This is a genomic window from Psychromarinibacter halotolerans, from assembly GCF_029168315.1.
Lineage (GTDB): Bacteria > Pseudomonadota > Alphaproteobacteria > Rhodobacterales > Rhodobacteraceae > Psychromarinibacter > Psychromarinibacter halotolerans.
Window position 1 is genome coordinate 1 of record NZ_JARGYD010000001.1, and the last position, 20151, is coordinate 20151.

The following is a 20151-nucleotide window of genomic DNA, read 5'->3' on the forward strand; positions in this document are numbered from 1 at the left end:
CCCCTCTGCGGCTGCGCCGCATTCACCCCCAGGATATTTTTAGACAGAAGAAGCGGATGAGGGCCGCGCCGGAAGACGGGCGCGGCGCTTCAGTTTCGGGCGAGCAGGGACAGCGCGAGAATGCCGACGGCGCCGAGCAGGGCGGCGATGGCGAGTAGCGTCTGGCTGCCGAAGTTGGCGACCGCGATGCCCACGGCGGCCCATGCGACGGCGGCGCCGTATTCCGGGGCGCGGCCTGCGCGGGTCAACACGGCGGCGGCGAACAGCAGCGCAAGGACCAGCACGATCCACGCCCAGGCCAGCGCGCCGGGGCCGATGCCCCAGCCCGCGCCGACCAGCGCGACCGACACCCAGCTGGCGGCGGTCAGCCAGCCGGCATACAGGCCCAGCGGCACTTTCGCCCACCACTCGTCGCGCGCGGGCGCCTTGAGGTAGGCCCAGACGGCGGTGCCCAGCATCAGCCAGATCAGGACCGTTGCGGTCAGCACCGACTGTTGCGCCGTCGGAATCCACGCGGCGCCGATCACCAGAGAGATGGCCAGAGGCCAGCGCGTCGCGTCCCAGTCCGCCGCGTCGGCGCGTTTCAGCAGGCCGAAGCCCGCGTGGGCGACAAGCCACGCGTAGATCAGCGACCAGATCGCGAAGGCATAGCCTGCGGGCTGGGCCGGGGGGTGGTCCTGCGGAATGGGGAATTGGTCCGGCTCGAAGCCGCCGAAGCTTTGCGACACCACGGGGGACAGCACGAAGGCGATGGCCGCCGTTGCCACGATGATCGCTTTCATCCGCCCCCGGTCGTCGACCGGGGGACGGGGGGATTGTGTTTCGGTCACTCGAACCCGCCGTTTGCCGTTATCCTGGTCTTTCCACCAAGATAGGGCGCCAGCACGGCGGGCAAGTCCACCGAGCCGTCTTCCCGCTGGCCGTTCTCGAGCACGGCGATCAGGCAGCGGCCCACCGCGACGCCCGACCCGTTCAGCGTGTGCACGTAATCCGGCTTGCCGCCTTCGGGGCGGAAGCGGGCGTTCATGCGCCGGGCCTGGAAGTCGCCGCAGACCGAGACCGAGCTGATCTCGCGGTAGGTGTCCTGACCGGGCAGCCAGACCTCGATGTCATGCGTCTTCTTCGCGCCGAAGCCCATGTCGCCGGTGCACAGAACGATGGTGCGGTAGGGCAGGCCCAGCTTTTGCAGGATCGCCTCGGCGCAGCCGGTCATCCGCTCGTGTTCCTGAAGCGAGGCGTCGGGATGGGTGATCGACACCATCTCGACCTTCTCGAACTGGTGCTGGCGCAGCATGCCGGCCGTGTCCTTGCCGGCGCTGCCCGCTTCCGAGCGGAAGCACAGCGAATGGGCGGTCAGGCGGATCGGCAGGTCTTTCTCGTCGAGGATCTGTTCGCGCACCGTGTTGGTCAGCGTCACCTCGGACGTTGGGATCAGCCACCAGCCCTCGCGGGTCTGATAGCTGTCCTCGGCGAATTTCGGCAGCTGATTGGTGCCGTACATCGCCTCTTCGCGGACCAGCACCGGGGTGTTGGTTTCCGCCAGCCCGTGTTCGGTGACGTGGGTGTCCAGCATGAACTGCGCCAGCGCCCGGTGCAGCCGCGCCATCGCGCCGCGCAGCACGACAAAGCGCGCGCCCGACAGCTTGGCGGCGGTCTCGAAATCGAGCCCCGCGGCGCAGGACAGCTCGTAATGTTCCTTCGGCGCGAAGTCGAAGCTGCGCGGCTCGCCCCAGCGGCGGATCTCGACGTTGTCGTCTTCAGATGTGCCGTCGGGCACGTCGTCGAACGGCAGGTTCGGCAGGCCCAGCAGCATGTCGCGTAGCCGCTCGTCGCCGGCCTTCGCCTCTTCGTCGAGGGCGGCGATTTCGTCTTTTTTGGCGGCGACCAATGCGCGCAGGCGCTCGAACTCTGCCTCGTCGCCCTTGGCCTTGGCGGCGCCCACCTGCTTGGAGGCGGCGTTGCGTTCGGCCAGCGCGGCCTCTGCCTTGGAGATCGCCTCGCGGCGCGCGGCGTCGGCGGCGAGGATCTCGGCCGATACAGGCGACACGCCCAGCCGCCCCAAAGCGGCGTCGAAGACGTCGGGGTTTTCGCGGATGAAACGGATGTCGTGCATGGGATCGGCCCTTTGCTTGTGATGCGCGGGCGTCAAAGCATCAAACGCGGGGCCGGTCAATGAGCCTGACGCCCGCCAAGGGCGCGGGCGGCGTGCCGGTTGTCCGGCGGCGATGACACAAACCCTGCGAAACCGTGAAGCCGCGTGTGCGCCGAAAAGCGCCGCAGGGCCCTTGCCGTGGCTGTTTCCGGCGGAAATCCCACCCCGTCCGCCTTGTCACCCCACGCCAAATGCGTATGTAGCGCATGTCGCACCGGGCGGGGCGGATCGGGTTGAGTCCGGTCCTGACCGCCGCTAGGGTGCGCGCCAATTCAGAGAAGGGGGCGGACAAGCCCTCGCCACGCAAGGGAAGACCTCATGTTTGCCACGCCTGCCTTCGCGCAAGCCACCGGAGGCGGAGCCGCCGGAGCCTTCGGTTCCTTCATTCCGCTGATCCTCATCTTCGCCATCATGTACTTCCTGCTGATCCGTCCGCAGCAGAAGAAGGTGAAGGAACACCAGAAGATGGTCGAAGCGCTGCGCCGGGGCGACCAGGTGATCACGCAGGGCGGGATCATCGGCAAGGTCACCAAGGTGAAGGAAGACGGCGAGATCGAGGTCGAGATCGCCACCGGCGTCAAGGTGCGCGTGATCAAGAGCACCGTCGCGCAGGTCGTGTCCAAGACCGAACCCGCCGCCGAAGAGTGATCGACTAGCCTCGGAAGGGCGTTTCATGCTGCAGATCCCTCTGTGGAAACGGGTCGTCATCCTCGGCCTCGTGGTGTTCGGGCTTCTTTTCGCGCTGCCCAACCTGTTCTATCCGCGCGTCGAGATGCACAACGACGCCGTTGCCGAAATCGAGCGCATGGGCGCCACGCCGGAGCGCGAGGCGGCCGCGTCGTCCTGGCCCTCGTGGCTTCCGGCGACGCTGGTGAACCTTGGTCTCGATCTTCGGGGCGGGGCGCACCTTCTGGCCGAAGTCCGGGTCGAGGATGTCTACGTCGACCGGATGAACGGCTATTGGCCCGAGATCCGCGATGCCCTGCGCGACGAGCGTGACACGGTCGGGACGATCCGCCGTGTCGACGCGCCGGCCGGGGAACTGCATGTCCGCATCAGCCAGTCCGACGGCATGGCCCGCGCGCTGGAGGTCGTTCGCGGCCTTGCGCGGCCCGTGGTCAGCCTGACGGGCGCGGGCGCCACCGACATCACGGTGGCGGGCAGCGGCGACACGATCATCGTGCAACTGACCGACGCCGAGAAGCAGGCCACCGACGACCGCACCATCCAGCAGTCGCTGGAGATCATCCGCCGCCGCGTCGACGAGGTCGGCACGCGCGAACCGACGATCCAGCGGCAGGGTGCGGACCGCATCCTGATCCAGGTGCCCGGCATCGGGTCGGCCGAGGAACTGAAGGCGCTGATCGGCACCACCGCGAAGCTGACCTTCCAGCCGGTCGTCCGCCGCACCACCAACGCTGACGAGTCGCCCGGCGCACGCAACGTGATCCTGCCGTCGCTGGACGAAGAGGGCGTGTATTACGTTCTAGAGGACACCGCAGTCGTCACCGGCGAGGAACTGAACGACAGCCAGCCGGCGTTCGACCAGAACGGCCAGCCGGCAGTGACCTTCCGGTTCAACCCGTCGGGTGCACGGAAGTTCGGCCAGTACACCGCCGAGAACGTCGGATCGCTGTTCGCCATCGTGCTGGACGACGAGGTGATCTCGGCGCCCCAGATCCGCGAGGCGATCCCCTCCGGGTCGGGGCAGATCACCGGCAACTTCTCGGTCGAGGAATCGACCCAGCTGTCCGTCCTGCTGCGCGCAGGCGCGCTGCCCGCCGAGATGACGTTCCTTGAAGAACGCACCATCGGGCCGGAACTGGGCGCGGACTCGATCGCCGCCGGTCGGATCGCCTGTATCATCGCCTTCGTTGCGGTGCTGCTGTTCATGGGCCTCAGCTATGGCTGGTTCGGCATCCTTGCCAACGTCGCCCTGCTGCTGAACGTGGGCTTGATTTTTGGCCTGCTGTCGATGATCGGCGCGACGCTGACGCTGCCGGGCATCGCGGGGATCGTGCTGACCATCGGTATGGCGGTCGACGCCAACGTGCTGGTGTTCGAGCGTATCCGCGAAGAACTGAAAACCGCGCGCGGACCGTCCCGCGCCATCGAGCTTGGCTACGAGAAGGCTCTGTCGGCCATCCTTGATGCCAACATCACCACGTTCATCACCGCCGTGATCCTGTTCGTCATGGGGTCCGGCCCGGTGCGCGGCTTTGCCGTCACGCTGGGTCTGGGCATCCTGACCTCGGTCTTCACCGCCATCTTCGTGACGCGCCTGCTTATCGTGATGTGGTTCGAGCGCCGCCGTCCGAAAACCATCGAGGTGTAAGATGCGACTGAGACTTGTTCCGCAGGAAACCAACATCGACTTCTTCAAGGCGCGGAAGATCACCTTCGGCGTGTCGATGGTGCTGATGGTCCTTTCGCTGGTCGCTTGGTTCACGCTGGGCCTGAACTTCGGCATCGACTTCCGGGGCGGCACCACGCTGCGGACGGAATCGGTGAACGCCGTCGACGTGGGCGCCTATCGCGATGCGATGCAGCCGCTGGAACTGGGCGACGTGGCGATCTCCGAGGTGTTCGATCCGACCTTCGGCGACGACGAGAACGTTGCGATGATCCGCATTCAGGCGCAGGACGATCAGGAAAGCGTCACCGCCGAAACGGTGGCGCAGGTCGAGGCGGCCTTGCAAGAGGTCGATCCCGAGATCCGCTTCACCTCGGTCGAAAGCGTCGGTCCGAAGGTGTCTGGCGAATTGATCCAGACCGCGTTCCTTGCGGTGGCGTTGTCGCTTGCGGCGATCATGATCTACATCTGGCTGCGGTTCGAATGGCAGTTCTCGCTGGGGGCCGTGGTGGCGCTGTTCCACGACGTGCTGCTGACCATCGGGATCTTCTCGATCACGCAGATCCGCTTCGACCTTGCGACGATCGCGGCGCTGCTGACCATTGTGGGCTATTCGATCAACGACACCGTGGTCATCTTCGACCGGGTGCGCGAGAACCTGATCAAGTACAAGAAGAAGGCCCTTCAGGACGTCATGAACCTGTCGGTGAACGAGACGCTGTCGCGCACGGTGATGACGTCGGGCACCACGCTGATCGCGCTGATCGCGCTGCTGATCCTTGGCGGCGACGTGATCCGGGGCTTCGTCTTCGCGATCACTTGGGGCGTTGTGGTCGGGACCTATTCGTCGGTCTACGTGGCAAAGAACATCGTGCTGATGCTGGGCACCAAGCGCGACTGGTCGAAGCCGGACAAGACCGAGGGCAACCAGTTCGCGAACGTCGACCCGTGAGAGGGTCGGCCTTGATGGAAGACAAAAGCGCGCTGCCCAGCCGGGTGGCGCGTTTCTTTTGGCCGCCGCGCGACGCGCGCCTTCTGCCGCCATGCTGACCGCCGCACTGACCGCCGTGGAAGCCGCGCTTGGCACCGATGGTTTCGCTTGGCTGGCCGTCGCCGCGATCCTTGCGGGGCTCGTGCGCGGCTTCACCGGCTTTGGCACCGCGATGGTGTACCTGCCGATCGCGGGGCAGTTCCTGCCACCGGTGCAGGCGCTGGTCACGCTGATCCTGATCGACTTCATCGGCCCGATGCCCGCCGTGCCCCGCGCCATCCGCGAAGGCCACACCCGCGACGTGATGCGGCTGGTCGCGGGCGTGCTTGTGGGTGCGCCCATCGGGGTGGCGATCCTGCTGCTGCTGCCGCCCGACGCGTTCCGGGCGGGGGTGTCGCTGATCAGCCTTGCCCTGCTGGCGGCGCTGATTTCTGGTGTCCGCTATACCGGCACCGTGAGCCGCCCGATGATCTACGGGATCGGCGGGATTTCCGGCATCCTGCACGGCGCAGCGGGGCTGCCGGGGCCGCCGGTGATCCTGCTGTACATGGCGCGCCCGCTTCCGGTCGAGGTGATCCGCGCCTCGGTTCTGTTGTTCCTATTCCTTGCCGACATCCTTGTGATGGCGATCTTCGGCATCCGGGGACTGCTGGACGGCCCGTCGCTGGTGCTTGGCCTCTGCCTTGTGCCGCCCTATCTTGCCGCCGTGATGCTGGGCGCACGCCTGTTCCATCCGCGCCTTGCGACGGTCTACCGCTGGGCCGCGTACACGATCATCGCCGTCTCGGCGATCAGCGGTCTGCCGATCTGGTCCTGACCACCCGGGACCGCGCCCGCGACCCGAAACCGAACCCAACGGAGGCACCATGCGCCTGAACGAGATCCGCAACTTCGACGGCCCGCCCATCGACGGTTACGGCCCCGGCTTCTTCCGCGTCGGCGGTACCGTCTGGCAGGGCGGGGTGTTCGTCACGCCATCGGGCGTGCAGGGCTGGACCGGGTTCGACGATACCGCGCCGCTTGTCGAAGCGGCCGGGGACATCGACGTGCTGTTCATCGGCACCGGGGCCGATCCGGAATATCTGCCCGCCGCCTTCCGCACCGCGCTGGAAGCAGTCGGGCTGGGGCTGGAACCGATGGCCTCGCCGCCCGCGGCGCGCACCTACAACGTGCTGCTGTCGGAAGGCCGCCGCGTCGGAGTGGCGCTGTTGCCGGTGTAAGCTTTCCCGCGCCTGCGCGATCCGCTAAGCGTTCCGGCATGGTACTGACCGTCCAAGATTTGGCCTGCGCGCGCGGGGGCATCCCGGTGCTGGAGCACGTCACCTTCGCCCTGTCGCCGGGCGAGGTGCTGCTGTTGCGCGGGCCGAACGGGATCGGCAAGACGACCCTGTTGCGCACCATCGCGGGGCTGCAGCCGCCGCTGGCCGGCGTGGTCGACTGCGCGCCGGACGCGATTGCCTACGGCGCCCATGCGGACGGCCTGAAAGCAACGCTGTCGGTGGCCGAGAACCTGTCGTTCTGGGCCGGGGTCTATGGCGGCACGGATATCGAGCCGGCGCTGGCGGCGTTCAACCTTGAGAAGCTGCGCGACCGCGCGGCGCAGAACCTGTCGGCGGGACAGAAGCGGCGGCTGGGGCTGGCGCGGCTGTTGGTGACCGGGCGCCCGGTCTGGGCGCTGGACGAGCCGACGGTCTCGCTGGACGTGGCAAGCGTGGCGCTGTTCGCCGAGGCAGTGCGCAGCCATTGCCGGGCCGGGGGCGCGGCGCTGATCGCGACGCATATCGATCTGGGTTTCGAGGCGCGGGAACTGGACGTGGCGCCGTTCCGCGCGGTCGAGCCCGCCGTCGCGACCGGATTTGACGAGGCGTTCCTGTGATCCGGCTGTTCCTGCGCGACCTGACGCTGGCGGTGCGGGCGGGCGGCGGCTTTGGCCTTGGGCTGGCGTTTTTCCTGATCGTCGTGGTGCTGGTGCCCTTCGGCGTCGGCCCCGAGTCGCAGACCCTTCGCATCATCGCGCCGGGCGTGCTGTGGGTGGGCGCGCTGCTGGCCTGCCTGCTGTCGCTGGACCGCATCTTCCAGCTGGATTTCGAGGACGGCTCGCTGGACCTGCTGGCCACCGCGCCGATCCCGCTCGAGGCGGTGGCGGCGATGAAGGCAGCGGCGCACTGGATGACCACGGGCCTGCCGCTGACGCTGGCGGCGCCGGTGCTGGCGATTCTGCTGAACATGGAGTCGGGCTTTGGCTGGCTGACCCTGTCGCTGGCGCTGGGGACCCCGGCGCTGTCGATGATCGGCGCGTTCGGCGCGGCGCTGACGGTGGGCCTGAAGCGGGGCGGGCTGCTGCTGTCGCTGCTGGTCCTGCCGCTGTACGTGCCGACTCTGATCTTCGGCGCCGAGGTGGTCCGCCGCGGGACCGAGGGGCTGGCCGTGGGCACGCCGCTTGCGCTGTTGGCGGGGATCACGCTGGGCACGCTGGCGCTTTTGCCCTTCGCGGCGGCAGCGGCGCTGCGTGTGAACCTGCGCTAAGGCTGGTGGGTGGACAGGGGGCTCTGCCCCCGCCGCGCTTCGCGCGACTCCCCCGAGGTACTTGGAAAGAGAAGAAGCAGGACTTTCCACCGGGGAGCGGTTGCGCTAAGAGCCAATCCGTCGGGGCGTGGCGCAGCCTGGTAGCGCGTCTGTTTTGGGTACAGAAGGTCGTGAGTTCGAATCTCGCCGCCCCGACCATCCACCACATCTGGGTTTGTTGGCGCCGTGTGGGCGATTCCGGCGCGATTGCGATCCCGTTCTCTGACTACATCTGGTGGGGTGCCGGGGCGAATTCACACCAGATGATGCGGTTTCGGCGTCGTGGAATCGCCCAAAATTGGCGCAGCTTCGGTGACGGAAATGCTTGGCGTTGTAGGGATGCAACGTCGCGTCACCCGGCCGATGCGGGCGCCGGCCGCGGTCTGCGGCCCGGCGGCGAACATCACCCCGTTTACCAATAATGCAGGCTAAGCCTCTTATCTGCGGATCATATTCGTTACGGTCCCCCCGCGCGGCGCCGTGACGAAGGCCCGCAGGGAATCGCCTTGCGCGTGCAGGGCGCGGTCGGCTGTCATCCACAGACGGGAAGTTTTCTGTGGACAGCGATTCATTTGGCGTTGACCGACCCATCCTCTCACGCCAGTTTGTACGGGCCGAGTGACAGACCACAAAATCTGGTGGCGACGCGCACGGCGAGGGACACAATCTAAAAGAGAAACCGCGGTGGCAACCCGCGGCATCGCGGCGGAGGCACTCTTCCGCTTGCGGTACGGTTTTGCCCTTCGCCTGCCTGAAACACACGGCGTGACGATCGTGCCGGTGATCCCGCGTCAGACGGGAGGCCGGTGGCAACAACAAGATACCACGGGGCATTTTCCACGATGAAAATCGAACGCAAGTTTACCAAGGCAGGTTTCGACGCGTACGCCGATATCGACTTCACGACGACGGTCTCCGAGATTCGGAATCCGGACGGCACGATCGTGTTCCGCAATGACAAGGTCGAGGTTCCGGCCAGCTGGAGCCAAGTCGCCAGCGATGTCATCGCGCAAAAATATTTCCGCAAGGCCGGCGTTCCCGCCCGGCTGAAGAAGGTCCGCGAGAAGGACGTTCCCGAATTCCTGTGGCGGTCAGTTCCCGATGACGCGGCGCTGGCCGACCTGCCCGAAGACGAGCAGAAGATCGGCGAAACCTCTGCCCGTCAGGTGTTCGACCGTCTTGCCGGCGCCTGGACCTATTGGGGCTGGAAGGGTGGCTACTTCACCACCGAGGACGACGCGCAGGCCTATTTCGACGAGATGCGCTTCATGCTGGCCACCCAGAAGGCCGCGCCGAACAGCCCGCAGTGGTTCAACACCGGCCTGCACTGGGCCTACGGCATCGATGGTCCGGCGCAGGGCCACTATTACGTGGACTACAAGACCGGCAAGCTGACCAAGTCGAAGTCGTCCTACGAGCATCCGCAGCCGCACGCTTGCTTCATCCAGTCGGTGAAGGACGACCTTGTGTCGGACGGCGGCATCATGGACCTGTGGGTGCGCGAGGCGCGCCTGTTCAAATACGGCTCGGGCACCGGCACCAACTTCTCGTCGCTCCGCGCGGAAGGCGAGAAACTATCGGGCGGCGGCAAGTCGTCGGGGCTGATGGGCTTTCTGAAGATCGGCGACCGGGCGGCCGGCGCGATCAAGTCGGGCGGCACCACCCGCCGCGCGGCGAAAATGGTCATCGTCGACGCCGACCACCCGGATATCGAGGACTTCATCGACTGGAAGGTGAAGGAAGAGCAGAAAGTGGCGTCGATCGTCGCGGGCTCGAAGATGCACGAGAAGATGCTGAACGGCATTTTCGCGGCGATCCGCGCGTGGGACGGGGCCGAGGCGGACGCCTATGACACGTCGGTCAACGAGGGCCTGAAGAAGGCGGTCCGCGAGGCCAAGAAGGTCGCCATTCCCGAGACCTACATCAAGCGCGTGCTGGATTACGCGCGGCAGGGCTACGACTCGATCGAGTTCCCGACCTACGACACCGACTGGGACAGCGAGGCCTATGCCAGCGTTTCGGGGCAGAACTCAAACAACTCGATCCGGGTGACGGACGGGTTCCTCGAAGCCGTGCGCAAGGACGAAAACTGGAAGCTTATCAACCGTGTGGACGGCAAAGTTTCCAAGGAAGTGAACGCCCGCCAGCTGTGGGAAAAGATCGGCCACGCCGCGTGGGCCTGCGCCGACCCGGGCATCCAGTTCCACGACACCGTGAACGCGTGGCACACCTGCCCGGAAGATGGCGAGATCCGGGGCTCGAACCCCTGTTCCGAGTACATGTTCCTGGACGACACGGCCTGCAACCTTGCCTCGATGAACCTGCTGACCTTCTGGAAGGACGGCAAGTTTCAGGCGCAGGACTACGTACACGCCACCCGCCTGTGGACGCTGACGCTGGAAATCTCGGTGATGATGGCGCAGTTCCCGTCCAAGGAAATCGCGCAGCTGTCCTATGACTTCCGGACGCTGGGCCTTGGCTATGCCAACATCGGCGGTCTGCTGATGAACATGGGCCTTGGTTACGACAGCGACGCCGGCCGCGCGATGGGCGGTGCGCTGACCGCGATCATGACCGGCGTGGCTTATGCCACCTCGGCTGAGATCGCCGGTGAACTGGGCGCCTTCCCGAGCTATGACCGCAACGCGGCGCACATGCTGCGGGTCATCCGCAACCACCGCACCGCCGCCTACGGTAAGACCGATGGCTACGACAACCTTGCGATCAAGCCGGTGCCGCTGGATCACGCCAACTGCCCCGACAGCGAACTGGTCGCGCTGGCCGAAGCCGCGTGGGACGAGGCGCTGGAGCTGGGCGAGAAGAACGGCTACCGCAACGCGCAGACCTCGGTCATCGCGCCGACCGGCACCATCGGTCTGGTGATGGACTGCGACACCACCGGGATCGAGCCCGACTTCGCGCTGGTGAAGTTCAAGAAGCTGGCCGGTGGCGGCTATTTCAAGATCATCAACCGCTCGGTTCCGGCCGCGCTGGAAGGGCTGGGCTATTCCTCGGCCCAGATTGAGGAAATCGTGTCCTACGCCGTGGGCCACGGCACCCTGGGCAACGCGCCGGGCATCAACCACACCGCGCTGATCGGGCACGGCTTCGGCGAGGCGCAGATCGAGAAGATCGAGGCGGCGCTGCCGTCGGCCTTCGACATCCGCTTCGTGTTCAACCAGTGGACGCTGGGCGAAGAGTTCCTGACCGGCCCGCTGGGCATCCCTGCGGAAAAGCTGTCCGATCCGACCTTCAACCTGCTGGCGCACCTTGGGTTCACCAAGCGCGACATCGAAGCGGCGAACGACCACGTCTGCGGGACGATGACGCTGGAAGGCGCGCCGCACCTCGACCCGGCGCATTACCACATCTTCGACTGCGCCAACCCGTGCGGCAAGAAGGGCAAGCGGTTCCTGTCGGTGGACAGCCACATCACCATGATGGCTGCGGCCCAGTCGTTCATCTCGGGTGCCATCTCGAAGACGATCAACATGCCGAACGACGCCACGATCGAGGACTGCCAGAAGGCCTATGAACTGTCGTGGTCGCTGGGTGTGAAGGCCAACGCGCTGTACCGCGACGGGTCGAAGCTGTCGCAGCCGCTGGCCGCCGCGCTGGTCGAAGACGATGACGACGCCGCCGATACGCTGGAAAGCGGAACCCCCGCCGAGAAGGCGCAGGTGCTGGCCGAGAAGATCGTCGAGAAGGTCATCGTCAAAGAGATCGTCAGCCGTCAGCGCGACAAGCTGCCCGAGCGGCGTCGCGGGTACACGCAGAAAGCCGTCGTCGGCGGCCATAAGGTTTACCTGAGGACCGGCGAGTACAACGATGGAAAGCTTGGCGAAATCTTCATCGACATGCACAAGGAAGGCGCTGGCTTCCGGGCGATGATGAACAACTTCGCCATCGCGGTTTCGGTCGGCCTTCAGTACGGCGTGCCGCTGGAAGAGTTCGTCGACGCTTTCACCTTCACCCGGTTCGAACCGGCGGGCATGGTGCAGGGCAACGAGACGATCAAGAACGCGACGTCGATCCTTGATTACATCTTCCGCGAACTCGCGGTGTCCTACCTCGACCGGACCGATCTGGCCCATGTGAAGCCCGAAGGCGTGTCCTTCGACGAGCTGGGCCGCGGCGAGGAAGAGGGCAAGCGCAACTTCACCGAAGTGCCGGACAGCAACGGAACCTCGCCCTTCGAGGTGCTCAAGCAGGTCGCGTCGGCGGGCTTCACCCGCAAGCGTCTGCCGCAGGAACTGCTGGTGGTTCAGGGCGGTCAGTCCGGTGCGGTCGCGCTGGCGGCATCGGGCGACCCGGTCGCCACGCTGCAGACGCTGGTCCCCGAGCCCGGCGGTGCGGCCAGCACCTCTGCCACGGCGGTGGCCAGCGGGACCATGTCGATGGACCTGCGCACCAAGGCCAAGATGCAGGGCTACGAGGGCGATCCCTGTGGCGACTGCGGCAACTACACGCTGGTGCGCAACGGCACCTGCATGAAGTGCAACACCTGCGGCGCCACGTCGGGCTGCAGCTAAGTTTCGGACCGGGGCGTCGCGCTTTCCCCAACCAACAACCCGCGACGCCCCGATCCACCCGCTGGCCCGGCGGCAAATGGGCACGAACAGGGTGGGGGCGGGCTATTGTCCTTGCCCACCTTAACCCGGGGCGAGTGCGCTTGCCCTGAATGCAGGTCGGGCCGCAGGCAGAAACCGGGCGGTACAAACGATGAGTCCGATCGGCAAAACTGGGGCGCCCTTGGGCGCCCCGATTTCTTTTGGGGTGCCGGCAAGCCGTGGTGGTCCGCCATGCGGACACGCTGTCCGTTTCAGCTAGGACGGCTTTCGCGCGATTGCCGTTGCGAAGGCCTGATACCCATACAGAGACCCTGCTTCGGCACGGCGGTCATGTTCCGCCACAAGCGCGTCCGCCAATTGCTTGCCGATGTCGCCACGCTCAACCATTCTTTGTGTTGTAACCTCGACCCACGGCAGCATTTGTTCTCGGGTTGTGACGATACGGCTCACGACGTCAAAGCTGGCGATCTCCATGCCCGCGTTTGAGATCAGGGATCTCAACTTCCCGACAATAAAGGCATCGGTGACGAACTCTCGGACGAACTCCTGAGCGCAGATGTTCAGCGGATCGTTTGGCATGCTGCTGAATGTCGCCTTCGAAAAATCCGCATCGCATACCACAAGCGATCCGCCTGCCTTCAGAACTCTGAACGCTTCGACCAAAAGAGAGTCCGGGTGCGTCACATGGGTCAGAACCGTATGCATGATGACGGCATCGACGCTGTTGTCTTCAATCGGAAGATTTGCGCCATCGGCGACCGTGAATGACAGATTGGCGTGGGACCGCGATCGTTCGATTGCTTCGTTCACAAAGCCCTGAGACGGGTCAAAGCCGACCACCTTCGCCGGATCTGCCGCTGCTGCGATGCGACGTGTCACGGCGCCCGCGCCAGCCCCGACTTCGATCGTTATACTGTCGGGGGCAAGCGGCAGCCGTCTTAAATAGTCCGCAACGATCCGCTCCATTGTCGGATCGGCTTGGCGCACGTCCATAGAGTCGGCGAACATCTTGATGAACTCGGGCCCGGCGGCATCTACGTCTTGAAATGGGTCTGCCATCGGCGTGCTCCAGGTAAGCTGAACGCAATGCTACAAGGAAAATCATGAAACTCAAAATATGCACGCCGGGCTGGAAGGAAGCTTTTGCCTAACACCAGGCTTACGATGTGCAGCTAACCTCTGCCGGACGCGTACCCTCCAGCCGCTTCACGGCGCCTTTAGCGCGCGTTGGATCGCGGGCAAGGTTCCGGCATCTGACAAATAGTTGAACGCGCCGTGCGGGCCGAATTGAAACCGTCCCGCGACCCCTGCCGTACCTTCCAATAACCCGAGGCGCTGTTTGTCCGGGTGTAAATGGTAAACGGGAGGACCCCACAATGTTCAAGACCATCGCTTCTGCCGCCGTCCTGATGACCGCGACCGCTGGCTTCGCCGCCGCTCAAGGCAACCCCACTGTCGGCGGTGCGCCGATGATGGCCGACATGACCATCGCCGAGAACGCATCCGCCGCGCCGAACCTGACCACGCTGGTCGCCGCCGTGACCGAGGCCGACATGGTCGACACGCTGATGAGCGCGGGCCCCTTCACCGTGTTCGCGCCGACCAACGCCGCCTTTGGCGAGATCAACGCCGCGTCGCTTGAAAAGTTGCTGGCGAACAAGCCGCAGCTGCAACAGGTGCTGGGCTGCCACGTCGTCGCGACCGAGGCGTTCTCGCAGGACATCGCGGGCATGATCGCCGATGACGGCGGGATGCACCCGGTCGAGACCGTGGGCGGCTGCACGCTGACCGCTTACATGGAAGGCGGCATGCTGAAGCTGAAGGACGAGAACGGCCGCGTTGCGACCGTGACCGTCGCGGATGTCGACCAGTCGAACGGTGTGGTCCACGTCATCGACAAGGTTCTGATCCCGGCCGGTCAGGTCAACTGATCGCCGGACACGGTATCCCAGACGTCAAAGGGCGGCCACTGGCCGCCCTTTTTCTTTGTGCGGATCGGCTGTGCCGCAATCAGAGCGCCAGCTCCAGTTCGCGCGAGACGGCCGCGCCATCGGCTTCGGTCAGGCCAAGGCGGGCGCGCAGGTCGGCCGGCAGCAGACGTGCGCTGGTCACGCGGGGCAGGGCCATCTCGGCAATCGTGCGGTCCTCGCCGAACCGGGCGACGTAGTCGGCATAGTTGTCGTAAGCGGCGCGGCCGTTCGCCTCGACGAAGCTTTCGGTCGCGGCGCCGTTGGCCAGCAGCACGTCGTGACGCGCGGTCTCGACGTGGTAGACGGTGACCTCGGCGTTGCGCGCTTCGGCCAGTTCAAGGCGGATCGTGTCGCCGTTCACCAGCGCGGCGGCGTTGACCAGCATTCCGTCCAGCACCATCGCGTGTTCGGCGGTAACGACCAGTTCGCGGTGCGGCAGGCCGTTGCCCAGTGCGCCAGCCGAGATGCGGACAAGGTCGCCCTGCGGGTACAGACCGTGGATCATCTGCAGCGTCTGGCGCGCGACCCACAGAACTTCTTCCGAACGGCCGTCAGCGGTCAGAACCCGGTCGCCGGCGGACAGCGCGTCGATGCGCACTTCGCCATCGGGGGTCGCGATCAGCGTGTCACCGGCAAAGCAGTTGACGACCGACGCCTCGGCGGCCTCGGTCACGTCCATGCCGGAGGTAAAGTCCGACGGCTCCAGTTCGCCGTTGTGCGGAATGACGACGCTGCCGGGCAGGTAGTAATAGGTGAAGACGCCGTAGGTGTCGCCGTTGATCTCGACGGTATAGCCGGTATAGCCCGCGTCGCCGCCGTGGTCGTTCCACAGCTTGTCGCCGTCGCTGGCCGTGCCGGAATCGTCGCTGTCGATGACCGGGCCGCCAGAGCCATATTCGCTTGCGTCGTTATAGGTCAGGGTGAAGCCAGAGCCGGTGTCATTGAACGTGGCGCTGGAAAGAATGATGCTGTTGGTGGTGAGTACGTCAGCCATTGCTGATCCCCCTTCGGTTCGGATGTGCTGAGAAGCCAGACGGTGGCGGCTGGCTGCGCTCACACTCCGCGAAAAGGGGCAGTGTCGCGTGGCTGTAGCTAAAGGCCCGGTTGGACGGGGCGATTCCCCGTCGTCCGGACAAAAGTTAACACGCGAGTCATCGTTCGGAAAGAAAACCTGACTGAATTAGTCGGAGGTTTACCTGACGTTCTCAGCAGTTCGGCACGTTTACCGCGAGCCCGCCAAGCGAAGTCTCTTTATACTTGTGGCTCATGTCCGATCCGGTCTGCCGCATCGTCTCGATCGCGGCATCCAGCGGCACAAGGTGGGTGCCGTCGCCGCGCAGGCTCAGCGACGCGGCGGACACCGCCTTGATCGCGCCCAGCCCGTTGCGCTCGATGCAGGGGACCTGCACCAGCCCGCGCACCGGGTCGCAGGTCATGCCAAGATGATGCTCCAGCGCGATCTCGGCGGCGTTCTCGACCTGCTCGGGCGTGCCGCCCATCACCGCGCACAGACCGGCTGCCGCCATTGCCGACGCGCTGCCGACCTCGGCCTGACAGCCGCATTCGGCGCCCGAGATCGACGCGTTGTGCTTCACCAGCCCGCCAATGGCGGCGGCGGTCAGCAGGAAATCCGGCAGCTTCGACGGGCCCGCGCCGGGCACGTGGTCCAGCCAGTAGCGGATCACGGCGGGCACCACGCCCGCGGCGCCGTTGGTGGGGGCGGTGACGACCTGTCCGCCAGCGGCGTTCTCTTCGTTCACCGCCATCGCATAGACCGACATCCAGTCGTTGATCACATGCGGCGGGGCAAGGTTGGTGCCGCGTTCGGCCACCAGCCGGTCGCGGATCGCGGCGGCGCGGCGCTTGACGCCCAGCCCGCCGGGCAGGGTGCCATGCGTGTCCAGCCCCCGATCCATGCAATCGCGCATCACCTGCCACACCCGCGCGATGCCGTCGTCCAGCGCGGCGCGGCCGATCCGGCTGAGTTCGTTGGCGCGCTTCAGGTCCGCCACCGACTTGCCCTCGCGGGCGCACATCTCAAGCATCTCGGCGGCGGTCTTGAACGGGTAGGGGACGGGCGGGCCGTCGTCGGTGTCCTTGCCGCGCGCCAGTTCCTCGGCGGTCAGGACGAAGCCGCCGCCGACCGAGTAATAGGTTTCCTGCAAGATCACGTCGCCCTGCCGGTCGGTGGCGGCGACGGTCATGCCGTTCGCGTGACCGGGCAGGGGGTCGCCATAGTCCAGCACCACGTCCGTGTCTGGGTCCAGCGCCAGCGGCGACAAGCCTTCGGGCGTGACCGTCCCGGTCTCGGCGATCTGCTTCAGCACGCGCTCGGCGGCCTCGTGGTCATAGTCCTGCGGCGTGAACCCGGCGAGGCCAAGGATCACCGCGCGGTCGCTGGCGTGCCCGATCCCGGTAAAGGCGAGCGAGCCGTACAGCCGCGTCTTCAGCCCGTGCGCCGTAAAGGCCGACCCGCGCAGCGTGTCGAGAAACCGCGCCGCCGCCACCATCGGCCCCATCGTGTGCGAGGACGACGGCCCGACGCCCACCTTGAACATGTCGAATACGGAAATGAACATCGCGCGCCTTTCCCAGTTGTCCCTTGGTGCCAAAGCCGCGCGGGGGACGCCATGCGAAAAGCGACCGCTTGACGCGGGCGGGCGGCACGGCGGGACGTAGCGCCCACGCTTACCCGTCGGGCCGCGTCCAGACGAAGATCGCCGCAGGGATCATGCAGGCGGCCTGTATCGCGATCAGGTACAGGTCCAGCCGCATCAGCACCGACAGCAGCAGCACCGCCGCCATCGTCGACACCGCCATGATCTTGGCCCGCCGCGAAATGGCGCCGGTGGCCTCCCACCGCTGGATGTGCGGCCCGAAATGCGCGTGGTCGATCAGCCACGCGCGGGCGCGCGGCGATCCCTTGCCGAACAGGAACGCCGCAAGGATCATGAAGGGCACCGTCGGCAGCACCGGAAGCACGACGCCGACCAAGCCAAGCGCGACCGAAATCCACCCCAGTGCCAGAAAGACGTGTCTGCCCATCGTGCTCGTTCCTTGCCATCCGACGTTTGATGATAGCCTGCTTGCACGGCGCGGCGAACCTCCCTTCCGCAGGGCCCGATCTGCCGCGGCGTGCGGCGGGGAAATCCGCACTCGCGCCCCGGCGTCTTCTTGCCTATAAGGCCGGGGACTTTCAGGGGAGCTGCCAGGAATGAACGGAGACCTTTCGCCCATCGACACCGCCAAGTTCGTCGCTGCCAAGCGGGCCGTCGAGTTTGTCGAGGACGGAATGCGCGTGGGACTGGGCACCGGATCGACCGCCGCGTGGATGGTCCGTTGCCTTGGCGAACTGGTGCGCGAGGACGGGCTGCGCATCAAGGGCGTGCCGACCTCGACCCGCACCGCCGAACTGGCGCGCAAGGTCGGCATCGAGGTGATCTCGCTGGACGAGGCGAAGTGGCTCGACCTGACCATCGACGGCGCCGACGAGTTCGATCCCGACCTGAACCTGATCAAGGGCGGCGGCGGCGCGCACCTGATGGAAAAGATCGTGGCGACCGCCTCGGACCGGATGATCGTGATCACCGATGCGTCCAAGAAGGTGGAAACGCTGGGGAACTTCCCGCTGCCGATCGAGGTGATCCCGTTCGGCTGGCAAACGACCAAGGCACTTGTGGAGGAGACACTGGCCGGGCTTGACGTGCTTGGCCAGACCACGACGCTTCGCCTGAACGGCGAGGCGCCCTTCCTTTCCGACGAGGGGAACTACATCGTCGATCTGCACCTCGAACGTATCGCCAACCCACGGCAGCTTTCGCTGGTGCTCAATCAAATTCCGGGCGTGGTCGAAAATGGCCTGTTCATCGACATCTGCGACGTTGTGGTCATCGGCCACGGCGACGGGCGGGTGGAAGTGAACGACATCAACGCGGGCACGCACGAGGAGGGCCGGATCGAATTCGCCGAGAGCGACAACATGTTCTCGGATCTATCGGAGTAATATCATGTCCTTCGACTACGACCTTTTCGTCATTGGTGGCGGTTCCGGCGGCGTTCGCGCGGCGCGCACCTCGGCGCAGGAAGGTGCCAAGGTGGCGCTTGCGGAAGAATACCGTCTGGGCGGCACCTGCGTGATCCGCGGCTGCGTGCCCAAGAAGCTGATGGTGTTCGCCTCGTCCTACGCCCAGCGGATGAAGGATGCACAGGCCTATGGCTGGGACGTGACGCCCGGCGACTTTTCTTGGCCCGACTTCCGCAAGAAGCTGCACGCCGAACTCGACCGTCTGGAAGGCGTCTATGGCCGCCTGCTGGACGGCTCTGACGTCGAGGTGTTCGCACAGCGCGCCAAGGTGAAAGACCCGCACACGGTCGAGCTTGCGGATGGCACGACCTATACCGCCAAGCACATCCTGATCGCCGTCGGCGGTCACCCCGTCCGCCCCGACATTCCGAACGCCGACCTTGGGCTGGTGTCGAACGACATCTTCCTGATGGAAGAGATGCCGAAGTCGGTGCTGATCATCGGCGGCGGGTACATCGCCTGCGAATTCGCCTGTATTCTCAACGGGCTGGGCGTGAAGGTCACGCAATTCTACCGTGGCGCGCAAATCCTGCGTGGCTTCGACGACGAGGCGCGCGGCCTGATCGCGGAACAGATGAAGGCGCAGGGCATCGACCTGCACCTTGGCACCAACATCGTCGAGATGGCCCCCGCCTCGCACCACGAGGAACGCGCCGACACCGAGGCGGTGATGGAAGAGCCGGTGGGGCTGACGAACATCGGGGACAAGACGCTGGGCAACAACCCGGAAAGCGCCACGTCCGAGGACGCGGGCAAGCCGATCTGGGTCAAGGCGACGAACGGCTCCGAAGGCGTGTTCGACCACGTCTTCTTCGCCACTGGCCGCACCCCGTCGGTCGAGGGGCTGGGTCTGGAAGAGGCCGGCGTCAAGCTGGGCCGCCGGGGCGAGATCGAGGTCGACGACTATTCGCAGACCTCGGTGCCGTCGATCTATGCCATCGGGGACGTGACCGGTCGGATCGAACTGACCCCGGTCGCCATCCGCGAGGGCATGGCCTTCACCGAGACGGTGTTCAAAGGCAACCCGACCAAGCCCGATCACGAGCTGGTTCCGTCCGCGATCTTCACGCAGCCGGAATACGGCGCGATCGGTCTGACCGAAGAACAGGCCCGCGATCAGGAGCCGATCGAAGTTTACGCGACCTCGTTCAAGCCGATGAACCACGCGTTCGCGGGACGCGACGACCGGGTGCTGATGAAACTGATCGTCAGCCAGGAAACCCGGAAGGTTCTGGGATGTCATATCGTCGCGGATGATGCCGGCGAAATGATCCAGTTGGCGGGCATCGCTGTAAAGATGGGTGCGACGAAGGAAGACTTCGACCGTGTTTGTGCGGTACACCCGACAATGGCAGAAGAGCTTGTCACGATGAAGTCACCAGCGAGAACCAGCTAAGCTTCGGCTTGATTTCGCGCGCTTCGGCGCACAGGTAGCTAGGAACGCTGTTACGGCAAGGGAAGGAAC

Annotated in this window: 17 protein-coding genes and 1 tRNA gene; 12 read left to right on the top strand and 6 right to left on the bottom strand. The window is 65.6% G+C overall.

What is annotated here, in order from left to right:
• Positions 1-89 precede the first annotated feature (89 nt).
• Together P1K30_RS00005 and serS are read right to left on the bottom strand one after the other, a co-directional pair.
• A complete protein-coding gene (locus P1K30_RS00005; protein ID WP_275630619.1) occupies positions 90-782 on the bottom strand; it encodes a hypothetical protein in 693 nt (230 codons plus the stop codon).
• Positions 783-826: 44 nt separating this feature from the next.
• Complete coding sequence (serS, locus tag P1K30_RS00010; protein ID WP_275630620.1) at positions 827-2113, bottom strand: serine--tRNA ligase; 1287 nt, start codon at positions 2111-2113, stop codon at positions 827-829.
• Positions 2114-2470: 357 nt separating this feature from the next.
• Between serS and yajC the strand changes: the two genes are divergently transcribed.
• From yajC to P1K30_RS00055, 9 genes are all read left to right on the top strand, one after another.
• Complete coding sequence (yajC, locus tag P1K30_RS00015) at positions 2471-2800, top strand: preprotein translocase subunit YajC (protein WP_275630621.1); 330 nt, start codon at positions 2471-2473, stop codon at positions 2798-2800.
• 25 nt (positions 2801-2825) lie between these two features.
• Positions 2826-4487, top strand: a complete 1662-nt coding sequence (gene secD / locus P1K30_RS00020; protein WP_275630622.1) for a protein translocase subunit SecD — start codon at positions 2826-2828, stop codon at positions 4485-4487.
• 1 nt (position 4488) lies between these two features.
• Entirely contained in the window at positions 4489-5457 is a 969-nt protein-coding gene (gene secF / locus P1K30_RS00025; RefSeq protein ID WP_275630623.1) for a protein translocase subunit SecF, read from the top strand.
• Positions 5458-5548: 91 nt separating this feature from the next.
• A complete protein-coding gene (locus tag P1K30_RS00030) occupies positions 5549-6313 on the top strand; it encodes a sulfite exporter TauE/SafE family protein (protein ID WP_275630624.1) in 765 nt (254 codons plus the stop codon).
• 49 nt (positions 6314-6362) lie between these two features.
• Positions 6363-6716: an Mth938-like domain-containing protein gene (locus tag P1K30_RS00035; protein ID WP_275630625.1), complete on the top strand. Its 354-nt coding sequence runs from the start codon at positions 6363-6365 to the stop codon at positions 6714-6716.
• Between the two features lie 38 nt (positions 6717-6754).
• Entirely contained in the window at positions 6755-7372 is a 618-nt protein-coding gene (ccmA, locus tag P1K30_RS00040; RefSeq protein ID WP_275630626.1) for a heme ABC exporter ATP-binding protein CcmA, read from the top strand.
• Entirely contained in the window at positions 7369-8022 is a 654-nt protein-coding gene (gene ccmB / locus P1K30_RS00045) for a heme exporter protein CcmB (protein WP_275630627.1), read from the top strand. Before ccmA ends, ccmB begins: the two co-directional genes overlap by 4 nt.
• A 121-nt stretch (positions 8023-8143) precedes the next feature.
• Positions 8144-8220, top strand: a tRNA-Pro gene (locus P1K30_RS00050).
• 683 nt (positions 8221-8903) lie between these two features.
• Positions 8904-12593: a vitamin B12-dependent ribonucleotide reductase gene (locus tag P1K30_RS00055; RefSeq protein ID WP_275630628.1), complete on the top strand. Its 3690-nt coding sequence runs from the start codon at positions 8904-8906 to the stop codon at positions 12591-12593.
• A 294-nt stretch (positions 12594-12887) separates the two neighbouring features.
• Here the strand turns inward: P1K30_RS00055 and P1K30_RS00060 are convergent, their stop codons facing one another.
• Positions 12888-13691 (bottom strand): class I SAM-dependent methyltransferase, encoded by an 804-nt coding sequence (locus P1K30_RS00060; RefSeq protein WP_275630629.1) that lies wholly within the window; start codon positions 13689-13691, stop codon positions 12888-12890.
• A gap of 317 nt (positions 13692-14008) precedes the next feature.
• Between P1K30_RS00060 and P1K30_RS00065 the strand changes: the two genes are divergently transcribed.
• Positions 14009-14563: a fasciclin domain-containing protein gene (locus tag P1K30_RS00065; protein WP_275630630.1), complete on the top strand. Its 555-nt coding sequence runs from the start codon at positions 14009-14011 to the stop codon at positions 14561-14563.
• A gap of 79 nt (positions 14564-14642) precedes the next feature.
• Here the strand turns inward: P1K30_RS00065 and P1K30_RS00070 are convergent, their stop codons facing one another.
• From P1K30_RS00070 to P1K30_RS00080, 3 genes are all read right to left on the bottom strand, one after another.
• Positions 14643-15596 (bottom strand): Hint domain-containing protein, encoded by a 954-nt coding sequence (locus P1K30_RS00070; protein WP_275630631.1) that lies wholly within the window; start codon positions 15594-15596, stop codon positions 14643-14645.
• Between the two features lie 211 nt (positions 15597-15807).
• A complete protein-coding gene (locus P1K30_RS00075) occupies positions 15808-17181 on the bottom strand; it encodes an L-serine ammonia-lyase (RefSeq protein ID WP_275630632.1) in 1374 nt (457 codons plus the stop codon).
• A gap of 109 nt (positions 17182-17290) precedes the next feature.
• Complete coding sequence (locus P1K30_RS00080; RefSeq protein ID WP_275630633.1) at positions 17291-17647, bottom strand: YbaN family protein; 357 nt, start codon at positions 17645-17647, stop codon at positions 17291-17293.
• A gap of 169 nt (positions 17648-17816) precedes the next feature.
• On the opposite strand from P1K30_RS00080, the gene rpiA reads away from it, so the two are divergent.
• Positions 17817-18605, top strand: coding sequence for a ribose-5-phosphate isomerase RpiA (gene rpiA, locus P1K30_RS00085; RefSeq protein ID WP_275630634.1), 789 nt, complete (start codon positions 17817-17819; stop codon positions 18603-18605).
• A gap of 4 nt (positions 18606-18609) precedes the next feature.
• Positions 18610-20082: an FAD-dependent oxidoreductase gene (locus P1K30_RS00090; RefSeq protein ID WP_275630635.1), complete on the top strand. Its 1473-nt coding sequence runs from the start codon at positions 18610-18612 to the stop codon at positions 20080-20082.
• The last annotated feature ends 69 nt before the right edge of the window (positions 20083-20151 follow it).

What these genes read in the sequence shown, in the direction of transcription:
- P1K30_RS00005 (WP_275630619.1), bottom strand. Translation starts at nt 782, where the DNA reads ATGAAAGCGATCATCGTGGCAACGGCGGCCATCGCCTTCGTGCTGTCC.
- serS (WP_275630620.1), bottom strand. Translation starts at nt 2,113, where the DNA reads ATGCACGACATCCGTTTCATCCGCGAAAACCCCGACGTCTTCGACGCC.
- yajC (WP_275630621.1), top strand. Translation starts at nt 2,471, where the DNA reads ATGTTTGCCACGCCTGCCTTCGCGCAAGCCACCGGAGGCGGAGCCGCC.
- secD (WP_275630622.1), top strand. Translation starts at nt 2,826, where the DNA reads ATGCTGCAGATCCCTCTGTGGAAACGGGTCGTCATCCTCGGCCTCGTG.
- secF (WP_275630623.1), top strand. Translation starts at nt 4,489, where the DNA reads ATGCGACTGAGACTTGTTCCGCAGGAAACCAACATCGACTTCTTCAAG.
- P1K30_RS00030 (WP_275630624.1), top strand. Translation starts at nt 5,549, where the DNA reads ATGCTGACCGCCGCACTGACCGCCGTGGAAGCCGCGCTTGGCACCGAT.
- P1K30_RS00035 (WP_275630625.1), top strand. Translation starts at nt 6,363, where the DNA reads ATGCGCCTGAACGAGATCCGCAACTTCGACGGCCCGCCCATCGACGGT.
- ccmA (WP_275630626.1), top strand. Translation starts at nt 6,755, where the DNA reads ATGGTACTGACCGTCCAAGATTTGGCCTGCGCGCGCGGGGGCATCCCG.
- P1K30_RS00055 (WP_275630628.1), top strand. Translation starts at nt 8,904, where the DNA reads ATGAAAATCGAACGCAAGTTTACCAAGGCAGGTTTCGACGCGTACGCC.
- P1K30_RS00060 (WP_275630629.1), bottom strand. Translation starts at nt 13,691, where the DNA reads ATGGCAGACCCATTTCAAGACGTAGATGCCGCCGGGCCCGAGTTCATC.
- P1K30_RS00065 (WP_275630630.1), top strand. Translation starts at nt 14,009, where the DNA reads ATGTTCAAGACCATCGCTTCTGCCGCCGTCCTGATGACCGCGACCGCT.
- P1K30_RS00070 (WP_275630631.1), bottom strand. Translation starts at nt 15,596, where the DNA reads ATGGCTGACGTACTCACCACCAACAGCATCATTCTTTCCAGCGCCACG.
- P1K30_RS00075 (WP_275630632.1), bottom strand. Translation starts at nt 17,181, where the DNA reads ATGTTCATTTCCGTATTCGACATGTTCAAGGTGGGCGTCGGGCCGTCG.
- P1K30_RS00080 (WP_275630633.1), bottom strand. Translation starts at nt 17,647, where the DNA reads ATGGGCAGACACGTCTTTCTGGCACTGGGGTGGATTTCGGTCGCGCTT.
- rpiA (WP_275630634.1), top strand. Translation starts at nt 17,817, where the DNA reads ATGAACGGAGACCTTTCGCCCATCGACACCGCCAAGTTCGTCGCTGCC.
- P1K30_RS00090 (WP_275630635.1), top strand. Translation starts at nt 18,610, where the DNA reads ATGTCCTTCGACTACGACCTTTTCGTCATTGGTGGCGGTTCCGGCGGC.